This is a genomic window from Algoriphagus boritolerans DSM 17298 = JCM 18970 (genome assembly GCF_900108085.1).
GTDB lineage: Bacteria > Bacteroidota > Bacteroidia > Cytophagales > Cyclobacteriaceae > Algoriphagus > Algoriphagus boritolerans.
This window is the reverse complement of record NZ_FNVR01000003.1, coordinates 189,105-204,744: the sequence shown is the minus strand read 5'-3', so window position 1 is coordinate 204,744 and position 15,640 is coordinate 189,105. Positions and strand designations below refer to the sequence as shown.

Here is a 15,640-nt window from a genome sequence, read left to right as displayed (position 1 = left end):
TAAGTTTTAAGAAACTATATTTGAAAGGGTTCTGAAAAAGCAGAGCCGTAATAGTTCATTAAATCATCACAAATTTGAGTTTCATTAATTTTAATTTCGAGTCCTCGCTACAAGAGGGCCTCGATGCCATGGGTTTTGATCGACCTACGCCTATTCAGGAAATGGCAATTCCGGTTATCATGCAAGGAAAAGACTTGATCGCATGTGCACAAACCGGCACTGGGAAAACTGCAGCTTTTGTACTTCCTATTTTAAATAAGATATCTAAATCAGGTTCCAATAAACTGAATACGCTGATTTTGGCTCCAACTCGTGAGCTTGCCATTCAGATTGATCAGCAGATTCAGGGCTTCTCCTACTTTTTGGGTGTAAGCTCAGTGCCGATTTACGGAGGAGGAGATGGGATCGTCTGGGAACAGCAGAAGAAAGCCCTGGAAACAGGTGCTGAGATCGTAGTAGCTACCCCCGGCCGATTGATTGCGCTGCTTGCGGGTGGAAAGATGGATCTGAGCACTCTGGAGCATTTGGTCTTGGACGAAGCCGACCGAATGATGGATATGGGTTTTTCGGATGATATCTTGAAAATTGTCAATTACCTTCCTCAAAACCGTCAAACCGTCCTTTTTTCGGCTACTATGCCTCCGAAGATCAGACAGTTCAGCATGAAATTTCTTCGTAATCCCGAAGAAATTTCCCTTTCCATCGGCAAAACTCCAGAAGGGGTAACTCAGTCCATGTATTCGGTTTATGATGGTCAAAAAGAAGAGTTGGTTCGCCATATTCTTTCACAGAAGCCTTACGAGGCGGTGATCATATTCGCCTCTACCAAAGACAAAGTAAAAGCACTCTACAAGGTTCTGAAGAAGGAATTTGACATTGAGGCATTCCATTCAGACCTGGAGCAGGCAGAGCGGGAGAAGATCATGTCCAATTTCAAGAATAAGGCTGTCAAAATTCTCATCGGAACGGATATCATTTCCCGCGGTATTGACGTGGTCGGTATCGAACTGGTGATCAACTTTGATACGCCGAGTGATCCTGAAGATTATGTGCACCGCGTAGGTCGTACCGCACGCGCTGACAAGGAAGGCGAGGCCATCACTTTTGTCAATCCAAAAGATCAGCACAAATTTGTTCGTATCGAGAGTTTGATCGGAATGGAGATCACAAGAAATCCCATGCCAGAAGGTTTCGAAAGAGGACCTGAATACTTGGGAGAAAAGGCAAAATCCTTCAGTTTCCCATCGGGAGGCGATGGAAAGTCAAAAAACAAAAAGAAGAAAAAGCCGGGTAATAAGCTAAAGGGTGAGAAATCGAATCAACCGACTGCGGTTAAGCCACGAGCTGATTTTCAAAAAGCTCCCTATGCTAAAGCAATGGAAACCCCAAATCAGGAAAGTCCTAAATCTGAGCTGCAGACGGCTCCGAAATCAGAAATTCCAAGTAAATACGGTCAGCGAAAGAATGTGATCGACTCCTGATTTTCAAGGCATTGTATTGGTTTTTATGAAGTACTTCAGGTATCTTGAAGTACTTTTCATTTTTAACCATCGCGCCATGCAAACTATCAAATTCAGATCCCGAGGCACTTACGTTTCGTATCTCCAGGAGCTTTTGGGGAAATTAGGTTATGAAATTCCCGCCACGGGATACTTTGGGAATATGACCGATGTTGCAGTTCGGGATTTTCAACGAAAACAGGGGTTGGTCGAAGACGGGGAAGTAGGGATCAAAACCTGGACCGTATTAATCGATAAAACCAGACCGGCTCAGTCCCTGAGTGACAAGTTTTTGGGTGAGCAGGATTTAAGGGATTTTGGGCAAAAACATAAGCTTCCCCTCGCTGCTGTCAAGGCTGTAAATGAGGTAGAGAGCAGTGGAAAAGGCTTTTTTGTGGATGGTCGTCCAAAAATCCTCTTTGAAGGACACATTTTTTGGCGTCAATTGAAAGAGCGGGGAATTGATCCAAAAACCATTTCAACTGCGTCCAATGCAGATGTACTGTATTCCAAATGGACGAAGTCCCACTACCTGGGAGGTACGAGGGAATATGATCGAATGGAAAAAGCTTCCAAATTGCTCCAGGATCCCCGCGTAAAAGAAGCAGCCCTAGCATCGGCTTCTTGGGGAAGCTATCAGATTATGGGATTCCATGCCCAAAAGTTGGGATACGATTCCGTTCAATCCTTCGTTGATGAAATGTATATTCACGAACGAAATCAGCTAGAGGCTTTTGGAAGGTATATTACTGCTTTTGGATGTATCAATCACCTACGAACTCTGAATTGGGCTTCATTTGCGAGATGCTACAACGGGCCGGGATATGCCCAGAATAAATATGATATTAAAATGGCTCAGGCCTATCAAAAGTACTTAAACCGTCCATGAATCTAAAAGAGCTTAATCAGTTATTTCAGAGGGATTTAGAAAAACTTAAACAGGAGTTGGAAGCCTATACAGAAGAAGATAAGCTTTGGATAGTGGATAAGCAAATTGCTAATTCGGCTGGAAATCTCGCCCTCCATCTTTTCGGTAATCTGAGACATTTTATCGGATTGGATTTTGGTGGAATACCCTATCAGCGAAATAGAGAACGGGAGTTTGGGGCAAAGGGAGAACCTAAATCCGCTTTGTTTGATGAATTGGAGGAGGTGAAAAAGATCGTAGAGACGGTGCTGCTGAATCTTAACCCAAGCAGATTGGGGGACAAATCGCTTCATGCATTTTTTGGGCATCCCATGTCGATAGGGTTTTTCCTGATGCACCTTTATGGTCATTTGAATTATCATTTGGGGCAGGTAAATTACCATAGGCGGTTGTTGGGGAGTTAGGGTTTCCGATTTCGGATGTGCGATGCTTCGACAAGCTCAGCACAGGTTTCGGATTAGTTTCCCGCCGATGATCGCCGATTGGTAGCGCAGATTTTCGCTGATGTTTTACTTTTAATTTCAGACTTAAATTCCAAAAAAATCCGCGCTCATCTGCGGGTAAATTTTTTTAGTTTTCCTGCTTTCCCTGAAGCCGGAGGGTTTAGGTGGACTTTTGTTTAGGAATACAATTCCATATCCATATCCGTGTCAATTTGTGATTTTATCAGTGAAAAAATCTGTGGGAAACAAAAAAACTGATAGTAAAAGTAAAATTCAAAAAATGATAAAAAATCAACTTTTTAGCCTACTTTTAAAAAATGGGCACCCTAGCAGGCAATATTCTCCTTTTTTATGGAATTCTTTTCCTGACGAATGTGCCTGCTTATTTTTTAGGGCTGAAGTTTGAAGGAAATGCTCCTAAAAAACGACTTTGGTTTGAACCTCCCGGATATGTAATCCCGGTTGTCTGGGTTTTTCTATTCCTTTTATTGGCAATACTCAGATATAAACTTGTATCAATCGAGGCGGATGAACTTGCCAAAATGACCATTGTACTCGCTGTGGTCTGTGCAAGTTATGCCTATTACACACTTGGTTTGGAGAAGCTTACCGGAATCTCTGCTTTGAAATTTGGCTTGTTTGGAAACATTTTGGTGATTTTGGTAGCGCTCTGGGTGGGAGTGACGGTATCCGAACTTTCATCCAATCTTTCCTATTTGATATTCCCGATTGTTGCCTGGACTTTTTTTGCAACGATGATTATTTTGGGCCAACTCCGACTGTCCAAAAATTAATCGGGCTTTGTTCTTTTGTCAAAGAGAAAAATAAGCAAGCCAAGTCCTACCATCCCCAGTCCTGCCAAGCTTTCCAAGGGTCTGTCCCAAAAAAGATAAACCATTACTCCGGAGAGAAAAATGTAATCTCCTCCTGTCTTGCGAAAATGAGTTCCCAACTCAGCATAGGTAAAAGCCCCTATCAATGTCATCAAGCCGCCGATAATCCAGAGCAAGAGAATGGACCAGGTGTTTTGTACTTCTGCCAACTGGAAACCCAAACTGGTAAAAACACCCGTCCCGATCATATTGGCAATGACCAGTCCGGCGGCAGTTTTCCAGGAGATTTTGGAATTAATCGCCATCAAATAAAAGTTTGTTTATCTCTAGTATTCGTTTGATAAAACAAACAGTTTTTGATCATTTTTCTAGGATAGCTTTTTATTTATTTATCGAATAGGCAGCGACTTTTCCGTATACAAAAGAACGATCGTCAAATTGGATTTTTTTGCTGAGTTCTGAATCTTTGAGGATTTGGGAGGATAGGCTGGAGGGGACGTCCCTGGGAATCATTAAATTTCTAAAGACGATTTTTGAGCCTGACTTGGAAGTTCTAATTACTTCTTGAAACAACTTTTCGGTGTCGTTTTCATCCATCAATTCACAGATATTTGACAGTGCCATCCCATCGAAAAGATTTTCAGGCTGCTGTTCCAGCCAATATTTGCTATCGGCTGATATAGGTTTGATTCGGTCAATGTTGATCTTGATCAAGTCAAAGTTTTTCTCCTGTAAATAAGGAGGCAAAAACTCCTGTTCGGGATATTTTCCAAGCAAATAAAGCATCAAAAAGTAGTTTTCCTTGGTCGGTAAGTCACAAATGGCATGGGCTGCTCTTTTTTGAAAACTTTCGGAAAAAGAACTGCTCCCATCGTCAAAATGAAAGTAATCTGCGTTTAAGCCTTTTTTTGCTAGCCTTTTTTTATTGAACATGGTTTTAAAAATCCACTGCCATCGCTTGTTATTCCACTCGTTTTGGTAGAATTCAGTTTGTTCTTTTAAAGTATTCATCTCAAAAAGCCTTTTTGCCTTAGAATGACCTTGGACAACCCGAATCATAAACCCGGCTAGTTTTACAAACTTTTCATACCTGCCGTTCATCAGTAAACCTTTTTTCAGGATAGCCTTTTGTGTTTTCCAAAACTGGACCGCTTCTTCCGATAAATCATTTTTCAGTTTTTCGAAAACCTTCAATCTTTCCGTACTGGGATTCAACCCAAAAAAGGCGCGCATCCCCTGATAATCAAGTCGCCTAAATGTTGCTTGTTTTAATTCCATTAGGTGATTTTGTGCCGGATTGATGTCCACACAATAGATGATATTGGGTTGGAATCTTAAAAAGCCCAAGGCATTACAACAGCCGGATGTAATTGCAAAAAGCGTCTGTCCTTCTTTGATCTGCAAAACCTTTTCATCAATTAAAGGATCTTCCCAATTGTTGGTGAAAATAAGTTTGCTTAACTGTACCTGACCTTTGGTTTGCTTTTCCATTATTTTTTTAGTTTATAAGTCCTTTTGAATTAAAAAATGGGGCAGTGACTATCCCATGTTTTGCTGCTGCTGCTAGAATATAGGCCATGTTTTCTAAGTTGATATTGCCCCTTCCTTTAGAAAATGCCAACGATTGACCCTCCAAAGCCAAAACTACTGACTCCATGGTACATCCATGGGAAATATTGGGTAATGGAAACTCATAGATGTTTTTCTGGAAATGTTCAGGGGAGAAACAATAGCCTTCTTCGACGAGGCACATGCCACCGGCATAGATTTTCTGTGATGGTTTTACGTTTTCTGAGTTTAGATTTTTTGGATAGCCGGCGTCACAAATGATTGCATGAGATTGAAGCAGATCCAAATAATTTTCAGGCAGAACAGAACTTGCTACACAAATAATTAAATCTGCTGCCGGCAATAATTCTGACACATGGGTACTAGCCAGACAGTTGGCCTTTTCTGATTTTAGTTGTTCTTCTTGCTGGTGGAGTGGGGCTGGATTTCTGGCAGTAAGGAGTATTTTTTTGACTTTATTGGAGAAATACCTCACACAGGCAGAACCAATGTCACCAGTCGAACCGATGATCAGTAAAGTGGAGTCTTTTAATGGTTGATTCCATTTCTGACAGGCTTTTACGAGGCTATCAGCAATCAAAGCTGCAGTGAGCGTATTTCCGGTAGTGAATTTTGTCCCTTGGATTGCCTGAAGATTGGCACCACCGGATTCCAGGATAATGGAGGTAAAACCACCCAATGCGACTACATCCACACCGAGCTGAGCCGCTTTTTCACAGGCTTCTCTCGTTTTTTTCAGGTTGTTCCAAATATGGGAATGACCAAGCTCATCCGGAGATAAAAAGGATTCAATGTAGTACCCTTCGACAAACCCTGATACTTTAGAATTTATCTGAATATCAAATAATTTGGTGGGAGGAAAATAGCCGTAAACCTCCTTGATTTTTGCCTGAGAAAGTTCTGGATTACCATCGGTAATTCGGATACTGTTCACGAAATCGACAATTTTCTTCCAATTATCCTGATGTCCGATCACCCCAAATTTCAAGCGGGGAGGTTGATTACCCATTCCAGTGTTTTTTGTCCGGGAAGCCCTATTTTGTTCAAAGTTCTCATGTAAAGGTTCATGGCATTTCCCCTGAGACTGGTGATCGATAAGTTGATGATTGGCAAAGAATTTTTCATACAATCTCCCTTGCAAACTCCACAATGCCCTTTCAGGTCCGTTGAGGCAGTCCATTCCGCAAGGATAAACATGCAGTCCTTGTGAATTTCTTCTACCTTTCGGGTGAATGCCTCAGGGTCTTTGGCCATTTCTTCTTTGAGGATGTCTATCGAATGCTCGATATGTTCTTCTTCTTCCTTGGATATGGTTAAGAAGAATTCTCCAATCTCGTTTTTCAGCGCCGTGCCCACGTCATGGTACATGCTTACCGCAAAGCACTCCAACATCACTTCCTGAATGACGAGGCATGCGATAAAGTCCTTTTTTTGAGCATACTTTAGGAAACATTCTCTCACAGACTTCCAGTAGTGACCATTCAAATTAATCACCGGTTCCAGGTTGTATTTTTTGCATAAGGCCAAATAGCCTTCCGCATGCTGTCTTTCGCAATTAGCGTGTTCCACAGCTTCCATCTTTTCATGTACATCGTCAATTACTCCTGCCAAAGAGGCAAAATTTGACATGCCTATTAATTCACCCGTGATGGATTGGGATAGGATGTCGGTCACTACATCCTGATGCTGAATTTCAAGTTCCGGGATTTCAATTAGATTTTTCATAGTTAGGGAGTTGGGATGTTGAGTTTATACTAAGTGAAAATTATCGTGAAAAAGCATTTTAAGATCTACGGTATCTGAGCCTTGACTGTCGACCACAAAACCTTCACTTTCAAAATGTGCCGAGGCTAGAGGCTTCATCATTTTTGAAAGAGGGTTCCTTCTATCTATGCCAAAACTTAAAAAGGTTTTTTCCTTAAGAAAGGTATAATGTCGCGCTAGTTTAATTAAATCCAGTGCATCCATGAGATGGTTTTTTGCAAAAGCCAGATGCTGGACATGCATCATTTTTATGGACTGATTTTCTTTAGGAATTTTGAAAAATGGCAGAAAAAGACTTACTAAAGTCAGCGAGATTTTGATCATCATTGGAATATTCAAAACGACATTCTGTTTATAGGGCTCCATATTGATCAAACTTAAAAAAGCTACCGCTTTGTCATCATTCAATAGTATCCATGCTTGATCGCCATCTATTTCTGTCCCTGGTTTTAGATAATTTCCAAATTGAAATTCTCGGCTGTAGTCGTTTAATAATTCAATAATTTCATTTTTATACGTTTTTTCGAAAGGAACTAGATTCAATTTGGACTTTGGAGGTTTCTTTTTAGGGAGAAATTGAAACACATCGAAATCCGCGGCTTTCCTGGTACCTAAGGTGCCTGCCCGTCCTTTAAAAAGATTATTTACAGCCTTATTCCCATTTGCAGCAAGGATAAAAGTGTACTTAATTCCTTTTGATTTTATGACTTCTTCGATTTGTCTGATTAAACGATAGGCCACAAGTGAACTTCGGAATTGTGGCAAGATTTTAAGGTCAGAGATATATCCTGTCGGTTCTGGTTCGCGATTGATATAGGCTATTTTTTCGGTGAATGCAACTGCACCAATAATTTGATTGTTTTCGACAGCAACGAAGAGGGTATAGTCTCCTTTTAGTTTAAGCAATGAAAAGTAGTTAGGATTTCTATCAATCCTCAGCCTTATTTTACCGTCCATAGGACATGCCTTGGTCAAAGACAGCAGTCCTTCATTGTCTTCAAATGTTGATTTTCTAATCAGCATGTTTGGTTTTACTGTTTTAAAAATCGGCGCTTTCTAGACTAGTAGGTGAAATTTACTTTAGCTAGAAAATATGGTCACCGGTTGAAATTTCAGAAATCACTAAAGAAAATTTTCACTAATTCCTTTTAAAATTAAAAAAATTTAAAAAATTGAAAAATGAGATTTTACCAAATAAATTTTCGAAAAAACTAGAATTTACCAATCAAATATTCATATCCATTTGTATGTTTCTTTAATGGTGTTTTATGAAAGTTTCTGTTCTTATTATTTTGAAGATGTCATCAATCAAGACTTTAAATTTTTGATTACCGGTATATAGAAATAGATTTTTGATTTTTAAAGCCTTGTCTTCTCCAAGTACTGCAAATGTCTCCCTATCAAATTTTTCAATGACAGCGTGGAGCTTGTCCTTGTCACCTGCAAAGCCTCTTGGAATATCACAGGAATCTTTTGCCTCAGTTCCATTTTTGAACCTAATTATCACTTCGGCACCTATTTTAAATTCCATTTTAGATAAATCCTGTTCATGAGATTTTTTGTTTTTGTAGATATACTTTCCTTTTAGGCTATTGAAATATCTTAAAAAAAGATAACTGAAATACCCTTTTGGAAGGGTTGCAAGCTGGACTATGTCATGCCATTCAAAAAGGGATCTATTCTGATAAACTTGTCTGGTTCTTTTTAATGCTTTTTGAGAATCTGACATTCCAAAGACTCCGGGATATCCGGGATAGTTGATGGACTTATCAAATCCTTTTATCATTTCTATGGTCAGTTTCCAGCTATGGCGGATTCGAATTTTTTGGGCCAGTTTTTCAATTGCCTCATAGTGTGTTTCCAATTCTTGATGTCCAAAAAAATCTCCATTTGGTTCACCATACAAAATTGCCAGAGCCAGGCTCCTTTTTGTACTGAAATTCACATTCACTTGGGTAAGTCCTGACCTGTAATGTGGAATGGAAAAATTTTCTAATACCACGCTGAGAAGTGGAGTATAGACATCAATTTCTTCAATTTCATCCAATTCGATTCGAGGATATCGTTTTTTCAAAGAAAGAGCGGCATTTACAGGTCCCTGCGCATAACCACATGATGCGTAATATTTGAAAGAAATGCTTTCCATCACCCATGTACTTCCAATTTTTCTCCAAAACTCCGGAACAAAATTCAAATAGCTGAACATGGCTACAAATCCAGCAGGATGCTCTAAAATGTCCAAAGCACCAGTGGCACCTTCCATAGCTAAAAATCCAGAATTTATTCCTTCAATTGTAGCGGATGAGGTACTGGTTACTTTGGTGTCTGCTGAAAAAGAACTCGGAATCATGTAGAATTCCGGACCGGAAAGGGCAATAGCAATAGCATTGGCTATGACAGAGGCTTCGCAACCATAAATCTTCGTTACCACAACAGCACCTGCTACACGATGAATGAAGGACCGCATATGTCCCTGCAATGGTCCTGAAGAAAGGTAAGCGCTTAATCTACCCGAGACTTCCTGTGCCACAATGGAAGCCAACAAAAAGTTTTCAAAGGATATGTTGTTTCGGTAAGCCATTGCCCAGGCAGTGCTGAAGGCAGACTGACTGAGATGCCCCATGAAGGAAAAGTTGTCCATTTCCAATGCATTGATCATGGCTGAGTGATAATAAACGGAATCTTTAAGACACCATAATTCGCCTGTTGAGAGGATTAAGATGTCTCCTGTTTCGTTTTTTCTCTTAAAACCTTGATAGATTTTTTGTCCAATGTGGGATCGGTGTCCGGCGCAAATTGCGGAGATGCAATCGACACTTTGAAACTTAGCAAGTTTGGTGACTTCCTCAGGAATGTCATTGAGCGTTACTTTTTCAATCCATCGGCTTACTTTTTCAATTTGTGTTTCTGTGTGCTCCATTGAATTTTGAAAAAAAGCTTTGATAATTTAACCTAATTTTAAATCATGCAGTCAAAAAATAGTTATTAATGCTTCAAATTCAGTGATTTATACTTGTTTCTGAAGATAAATTTACTTTTTAATAATTGACATTTTGATACCGTTTGATGGACTGCTTTTGCCTTGTAAGGATTCTAAGGTCATGACAATCCAAATAAAAAAAAGCCGAGGAAGAAAGTCTCCCTCGGCTGAGTTTAAAGAATCGAGTAGTGCTATTGTTTTAGGCCATTTTAGAACGGTCTTATTTCTTCACTTTCTCAAACAAATCAATTGGGGTGGCCTTCACTTTCTCCTCGAATGCCTTCCAATCACCTTCCATGAATTTATTGACTTCGGCGATTGCTTCATCAGCGGATTCTTTTCCCTGGCTAAACAGTCGTTCTTCGGTAGCGCCCGGTGCGCCAAAGCTGGAGCTGGCATAGCTTCTCGGAACAAACTGACGGGTCATGGTAGTAGGGAAGAGGTTTCTTACGATGCCTTGTCCTTCTCGGGTAGGCCCATTGAAAGCTTCTCTGGTTTTGTCCAGTTTCTTTTTGATTTCTTTGGTCGCCTCTGCCAATTCTTTAGCCTCCGGAGTATCCAGATCCTTGATCATCGCATTGACTTTGTCTATCGTTTTCTGGGCCTCGTTCAATTGATTGGTAGCAGCCCTTACTTCGGTAGAAAGTGCCTCTGTTCTTTTTAGGAAAGTTTCTTTTGCCTGCAGATTTGCCAGCTGAACATCGATTCTAGGATCCATGTTGACTTTAATGGATGTCTCGGAAGAATCACTTCCATAGACAAAAACCGCTTTATAAGTTCCTGGGACTACATTTCCACCGCTTGGCTCAAAGAAGCCTGATCTGCGACCTCCACCTTGGCCTCCACCGAATCCACCGGTCATTTCTGCGGTTGATTTTCTGTCAAGATTCCAGATGATACGGTTGACTCCCTTTTCGGGCAAAGTCTTTAATGTTCTGACTTGTTCACCAGCTGCATTGTAGATCTTCACAGTGACTGAATCCAGTTTTTCTTTGTCGTCATTGATCATAAAGCTCATTCTGCCTCCGAATTCCCGGTTTTCACCGGCATATTTTCCATCAGCCATAAATCGCTCTCCATGTGCCCGTTGGATCACTGCCTGATAGGCCTCAGGTGCCGGGAAAGCTGTTATTTTATCGGCTGGAGCGCTTCCGTTATTTTTTGCAAAAGCCCGCAACGGTCTTATATCGTCCAATACATAGATCGCACGACCAAAAGTACCGATCACCAAGTCAGCATCTCTTTCCTGAATCGTCATGTCATAGGTAGAAACTGCCTTTGGATAGCCGTGTTCCCATTTGTTCCATGTTTTAGCCTTGTCAAAGGAAACATACAAACCGAATTCAGTTCCGAGGAAAACCAAGTTTGGCTCCTCGGTATCCTGCTTGATGGAAAGCGTGTAACCCCATACTTTGTTATCATCAGCGATTCGGGTGAAGGTTTTCCCATAATCCGAACTGTGGTAAGCATAAGCAGAGAAGTCGTTGTTTCGGTAGTTGTTTGCCACTACCCATACTTCACCTGCATTGTATTTGGAAGCCTGAACCTGTGGAATCCAAGAAGCCTTTGGCAAGCCGGTAAGCTTGGCCGCTGTGTTGGTCCAGGTTTTTCCGCCATCTTGAGTGACTTGTAGATTTCCGTCATCTGTACCTACCCAAATCACGTTTTTGTCCACCGGGCTTGGAGCTATGGCGATAATTGTGGTGTGATTTTCTGCACCGGTGATATCGTAAGTCAATCCGCCTGTAAACTGCTGACGCTGTTTAGTAGAATCATTCGTAGTCAAATCAGGAGAAATAATTTCCCAGGTTTCACCTGAATCTGTGGACTTGTGTAAAAACTGAGAAGCATAATAAACAGTGTTATCATCATGCGGGTCTTGAGCGATGGCCGCATTCCAGTTGAATCTGAGGAATACCTCTTTATCCGGATGGGTAGGACGAATCGTTCTGTTGTGACCCGTCAACTTATCAAACCGGGATACATTTCCGCCCTGAGACATCGTGTAGCCGTAGCGTGAGTCTGCCGGGTGTGATACTACGTCAAAACCATCCCCAAAGGAAACTTCCTGCCAGTAGGTGTTTCGGATTCCGTCGACCCTCCAGTGATAAGCCGGACCAGTCCAAGAACCGTTATCCTGCATTCCTCCATAGACATTGTAGGGGATTTCATTGTCAACATTGATATGGTAAAACTGTCCTACAGGAATTCCCTCGGCGAAATACCAGGTTTTGCCCATGTCTCTGGAAATATTCAATCCCCCGTCGTTGCCATCTATCAGCAAGTTGGGGTCAATTGGATTGATGTACCAGGCATGATGGTCGGGATGCACTCCGTCGTATTGGAGAAGTTGACTGAAAGATCGACCACCATCCTCACTTATTCCTACCCGGGAATAGAGGGTGTAGATTCGATTTTCATTTTTAGGATCAGCGTAGATTTCAAAATAATAAAAAGGTCTGTCTCCGATTTCTCCTTTATCGTTTACCAAGGCAAACTTGCCTCCTCCGTCTTCAGAGACGTAAAGAGCATTTTTGGAGGACTCAATAAGTGCATACACTTTGCTGCTGTTAGCCTTTGAAATGGCCAAACCCATTCTTCCTAAGTTTCCTTTAGGAAGTCCGTTTTCTTCTGCTGTAAGTTTTTTCCAATTGTCGCCTCCATCGTGGGTCACATATAGGCCGGATGACTCTCCACCTGATTCAAAAAACCAAGGATACCTTCTGTGCTGCCACATGTTGACGAAGATTTTATTTGGATTGTTGGGATCCATGATCATCTCACCCACACCGGTTTTGGTGTCGATATAGAGGATTTTGTTCCAGGTCTTGCCACCGTCGGTAGTTTTATAGACGCCTCGGTCTTCCTGCTCGCCCCAAGGCGAACCGATAGCTCCAACAAAGACGGTATTGGGATCATCTGGATGAACAATGATTCTGTGAATGGCTCTGGTCTTTTCCAATCCCATCAATTGCCAAGTTTTACCGGCATCTAGAGATCGATAGACTCCATAACCCATGTTGAGTGAGTTTCGTGGATTTCCTTCACCTGTACCCACCCAAATTATGTTTGGGTTTTTCTGATAAATGGAAATAGCACCGATGGAATGCACTTTTTCATTGTCAAAAATCGGCTCCCAGGTGATGCCTCCTGAGGTAGACTTCCAAAGTCCACCTGAAGCTGAACCTGCATAAATAATGTTAGGGTTTTCATGGATGGCATCGATGGCAGTGATCCTGCCACTCATAGCACCCGGTCCGATACTTCTGGCTTTCATGGATTTGAAAAGATCCATGTTGACTTGTTGGGCTTCAATTCCGAAGCTGCACAAGACTGCCAAAATCAAGATGTAGATTTTTTTCATTTATTAGAGTGGTTTTCTTTTACCAAGGTAAATAAGTTAAAATCGCGCAATAACAGTCTGATTTTTATTCAAATGGGAAAGATTCGGTTTCTAATCTTCTGCTTTTAAATTTTTACGGCTGGTTTGGGCAATGCAGGAGTTTTCTTTTTCTTTAGAAAAAATTAAAACGATATGATTAATAAGTTGATGAAGCCTTTTTTTGGGCTTTTTCTTTTTGTCGGGTTTTCAGCTGTCAACGCACAGAATGGGCGTTTTCAACAAGCTGTGCAGTACAAAATGGAAGTTGATATGGATGTGCAGACCAATCAATTTACTGGAAAACAGGAGCTTAAGTACACCAATAATTCGCCTGACACATTGAATCGTGTGTTTTATCACTTGTACTTCAATGCTTTCCAGCCGGGGTCGATGATGGACGTACGATCCAGAACTATTGCTGATCCGGATCGAAGAGTAGCGGCACGTATTTCGAAGCTTAAGCAGGAAGAAATGGGCTATTTGCATGCTAAAAACCTTAAAATGAATGGAAAAGCTGTGCAGTTTACCGAAGTGGAAACGATCCTGGAGGTAGATTTGACTGAGCCCATCCTGCCTAATTCCAGTGTGACATTTGAGATGGAATTTGAGGGGCAGGTTCCCGTGCAAATCAGAAGATCAGGCCGTGACAATGAGGAAGGGGTTCGATACTCCATGGCGCAGTGGTATCCTAAAATGGCCAATTATGACGAGCAAGGCTGGCATGCCAATCCTTACATTGGACGCGAGTTTTATGGAATTTGGGGTGATTATGATGTGAAAATCACCCTTGATAAAAGTTATGTACTCGGTGGAACAGGCTATCTGCAGAATCCCAACGAGATCGGACATGGATATGAGGATGAAGGGGTGAAAGTGCCAGCACCCAGCGGAAATACCTTGACCTGGCATTTTAAAGCTCCAATGGTTCACGATTTCATGTGGGGAGCTGATCCAAAGTACAAGCATGATAAAGTGCTGATGGAAAATGGAATCACAGTTCATCACTTTTACATTCCCGGTCCAAAGACCAGCGAAAACTGGGAAAAACTGAAAGAATTTACGCCGAAGGCAATTAATTACCTCTCCAAAAACTTCGGACAATATCCCTATAAGCAATTTTCGGTAGTTCAGGGTGGCGATGGCGGAATGGAATATGCCATGTCAACCTTGATCACCGGAGAAAGATCCCTACAAAGCCTAGTGGGTGTGATGGTGCACGAGTTGGCCCATAGTTGGTTTCATGGGGTGTTGGCATCCAACGAATCCTTATATCCCTGGATGGATGAGGGATTCACTAGCTATGCTACGAATTTGGCGATGGCAGATATTTTTCAAGTAAATGTTAATCCCCAACGAGGATCGTATGGCGGCTATTTTCGGCTTGCTGCATCAGGTCTTGAGGAACCGCTCTCCACACATGCTGACCATTATCACACTAATTCTGCTTATGGAGCTGCTGCCTATTCCAAGGGGGCAGTTTTTCTTGCCCAACTGGGCTATGTGATCGGAGATAAAGTGAGGGACAAAGCGATGCTCCGCTATTTTGATACCTGGAAATTCAGACATCCTAATGTGAATGATCTGATTCGCATCATGGAGAAGGAATCGGGAATGGAGTTGGACTGGTACAAAGAATACTTTGTCTATTCGACCAAAAAAATTGATTACGGCATAAAAGAAGTGAAAGCGAATGGGAATACGACTGAGATCACCCTTGAGCGACTTGGATTAATGCCCATGCCTATCGACTTGGTAGTGACCTACAAGGATGGTACTTCCGAGATGATCTATTTGCCCTTGGTGATTATGCGTGGTGAGAAAGTTCAGGAAGAAGGGATGCCTTCAAGGATTCATACGGAAGCTTGGCCTTGGACCAATCTGACAAAGACTTTGGTCCTGACAAAAGAGTTTTCCATGATTAAATCTGTGGAAATCGACCCAAGCAAAAGAATGGCTGACGTACAAGAGGAAAATAATAAAGTGGAGTTTTAGGCTCCACTTTAGTTTGATGAATACCAAAAAAGGTGGCTTTGGGCCACCTTTTGTTTTGATCAACCGGCGTTTTTCTTGTTCTGTACTTCTGTACGGATTTCTTGCGCCAGGTTTTTAAGGTCTTGCATTCCTTTTCTCACTCTAGTTCCGGCTGCTTGGTTGCCTTTTTCGTAGAATTTCTCAAAATCGCCTTCCAGGCCCATTACGAGATCTTTGACTTCACTAAATCTGCTCATAGTAAAAGTTTATT

13 protein-coding genes are annotated in these 15,640 nt (G+C 41.6%); 5 read left to right on the top strand and 8 right to left on the bottom strand.

What is annotated here, in order from left to right; translation table 11 throughout:
* The first annotated feature begins 74 nt into the window (after positions 1–74).
* The 4 genes from C4S61_RS04625 (at position 75) to C4S61_RS04610 (ending at position 3,664) form a co-directional block, all read left to right on the top strand.
* Positions 75–1,481, top strand: a complete 1,407-nt coding sequence (locus tag C4S61_RS04625; protein ID WP_103923623.1) for a DEAD/DEAH box helicase — start codon at positions 75–77, stop codon at positions 1,479–1,481.
* 76 nt (positions 1,482–1,557) lie between these two features.
* Positions 1,558–2,388: an N-acetylmuramidase domain-containing protein gene (locus tag C4S61_RS04620; RefSeq protein WP_103923622.1), complete on the top strand. Its 831-nt coding sequence runs from the start codon at positions 1,558–1,560 to the stop codon at positions 2,386–2,388.
* A complete protein-coding gene (locus C4S61_RS04615; RefSeq protein ID WP_103923621.1) occupies positions 2,385–2,831 on the top strand; it encodes a DinB family protein in 447 nt (148 codons plus the stop codon). The genes C4S61_RS04620 and C4S61_RS04615 overlap by 4 nt, the downstream gene beginning before the upstream one ends.
* Positions 2,832–3,187: 356 nt before the next feature.
* Positions 3,188–3,664, top strand: coding sequence for a TspO/MBR family protein (locus C4S61_RS04610; RefSeq protein ID WP_103923620.1), 477 nt, complete (start codon positions 3,188–3,190; stop codon positions 3,662–3,664).
* Here C4S61_RS04610 and C4S61_RS04605 read toward each other — a convergent pair.
* From C4S61_RS04605 to C4S61_RS04575, 7 genes are all read right to left on the bottom strand, one after another.
* Positions 3,661–4,008, bottom strand: a complete 348-nt coding sequence (locus tag C4S61_RS04605) for an amino acid permease (RefSeq protein WP_146064341.1) — start codon at positions 4,006–4,008, stop codon at positions 3,661–3,663. The two genes, C4S61_RS04610 and C4S61_RS04605, sit on opposite strands and share 4 nt — an antisense overlap.
* Positions 4,009–4,084: 76 nt before the next feature.
* Positions 4,085–5,194 carry a DUF3419 family protein gene (locus tag C4S61_RS04600; protein WP_103923619.1) on the bottom strand — a complete coding sequence of 370 codons (1,110 nt, stop codon included), beginning with the start codon at positions 5,192–5,194 and terminating at the stop codon, positions 4,085–4,087.
* Between the two features lie 7 nt (positions 5,195–5,201).
* Positions 5,202–6,281, bottom strand: coding sequence for a hypothetical protein (locus C4S61_RS04595; protein WP_103923618.1), 1,080 nt, complete (start codon positions 6,279–6,281; stop codon positions 5,202–5,204).
* The gene (locus C4S61_RS04590) at positions 6,257–6,997 is read right to left on the bottom strand and encodes a long-chain fatty aldehyde decarbonylase (protein WP_103923617.1); all 741 of its coding nucleotides are present in this window, start codon (positions 6,995–6,997) and stop codon (positions 6,257–6,259) included. Before C4S61_RS04590 ends, C4S61_RS04595 begins: the two co-directional genes overlap by 25 nt.
* A gap of 24 nt (positions 6,998–7,021) precedes the next feature.
* Positions 7,022–8,059, bottom strand: coding sequence for a GNAT family N-acetyltransferase (locus C4S61_RS04585; RefSeq protein ID WP_103923616.1), 1,038 nt, complete (start codon positions 8,057–8,059; stop codon positions 7,022–7,024).
* Between the two features lie 232 nt (positions 8,060–8,291).
* The gene (locus C4S61_RS04580; RefSeq protein WP_103923615.1) at positions 8,292–9,956 is read right to left on the bottom strand and encodes an MmgE/PrpD family protein; all 1,665 of its coding nucleotides are present in this window, start codon (positions 9,954–9,956) and stop codon (positions 8,292–8,294) included.
* A gap of 280 nt (positions 9,957–10,236) precedes the next feature.
* Entirely contained in the window at positions 10,237–13,380 is a 3,144-nt protein-coding gene (locus tag C4S61_RS04575) for a VPS10 domain-containing protein (protein ID WP_103923614.1), read from the bottom strand.
* A 171-nt stretch (positions 13,381–13,551) separates the two neighbouring features.
* On the opposite strand from C4S61_RS04575, the gene C4S61_RS04570 reads away from it, so the two are divergent.
* Positions 13,552–15,390, top strand: a complete 1,839-nt coding sequence (locus C4S61_RS04570; RefSeq protein ID WP_103923613.1) for a M1 family metallopeptidase — start codon at positions 13,552–13,554, stop codon at positions 15,388–15,390.
* 59 nt (positions 15,391–15,449) lie between these two features.
* Here the strand turns inward: C4S61_RS04570 and C4S61_RS04565 are convergent, their stop codons facing one another.
* Positions 15,450–15,626 (bottom strand): histone H1, encoded by a 177-nt coding sequence (locus C4S61_RS04565; protein ID WP_103923612.1) that lies wholly within the window; start codon positions 15,624–15,626, stop codon positions 15,450–15,452.
* Positions 15,627–15,640: the final 14 nt, after the last annotated feature.

Bases quoted from the DNA above. Each gene is read 5' to 3' on its own strand.
- C4S61_RS04620 (WP_103923622.1), top strand. From the start codon at position 1,558: ATGCAAACTATCAAATTCAGATCCCGAGGCACTTACGTTTCGTATCTC.
- C4S61_RS04615 (WP_103923621.1), top strand. From the start codon at position 2,385: ATGAATCTAAAAGAGCTTAATCAGTTATTTCAGAGGGATTTAGAAAAA.
- C4S61_RS04610 (WP_103923620.1), top strand. From the start codon at position 3,188: ATGGGCACCCTAGCAGGCAATATTCTCCTTTTTTATGGAATTCTTTTC.
- C4S61_RS04605 (WP_146064341.1), bottom strand. From the start codon at position 4,008: ATGGCGATTAATTCCAAAATCTCCTGGAAAACTGCCGCCGGACTGGTC.
- C4S61_RS04600 (WP_103923619.1), bottom strand. From the start codon at position 5,194: ATGGAAAAGCAAACCAAAGGTCAGGTACAGTTAAGCAAACTTATTTTC.
- C4S61_RS04595 (WP_103923618.1), bottom strand. From the start codon at position 6,281: ATGGGTAATCAACCTCCCCGCTTGAAATTTGGGGTGATCGGACATCAG.
- C4S61_RS04590 (WP_103923617.1), bottom strand. From the start codon at position 6,997: ATGAAAAATCTAATTGAAATCCCGGAACTTGAAATTCAGCATCAGGAT.
- C4S61_RS04585 (WP_103923616.1), bottom strand. From the start codon at position 8,059: ATGCTGATTAGAAAATCAACATTTGAAGACAATGAAGGACTGCTGTCT.
- C4S61_RS04580 (WP_103923615.1), bottom strand. From the start codon at position 9,956: ATGGAGCACACAGAAACACAAATTGAAAAAGTAAGCCGATGGATTGAA.
- C4S61_RS04575 (WP_103923614.1), bottom strand. From the start codon at position 13,380: ATGAAAAAAATCTACATCTTGATTTTGGCAGTCTTGTGCAGCTTCGGA.
- C4S61_RS04570 (WP_103923613.1), top strand. From the start codon at position 13,552: ATGATTAATAAGTTGATGAAGCCTTTTTTTGGGCTTTTTCTTTTTGTC.
- C4S61_RS04565 (WP_103923612.1), bottom strand. From the start codon at position 15,626: ATGAGCAGATTTAGTGAAGTCAAAGATCTCGTAATGGGCCTGGAAGGC.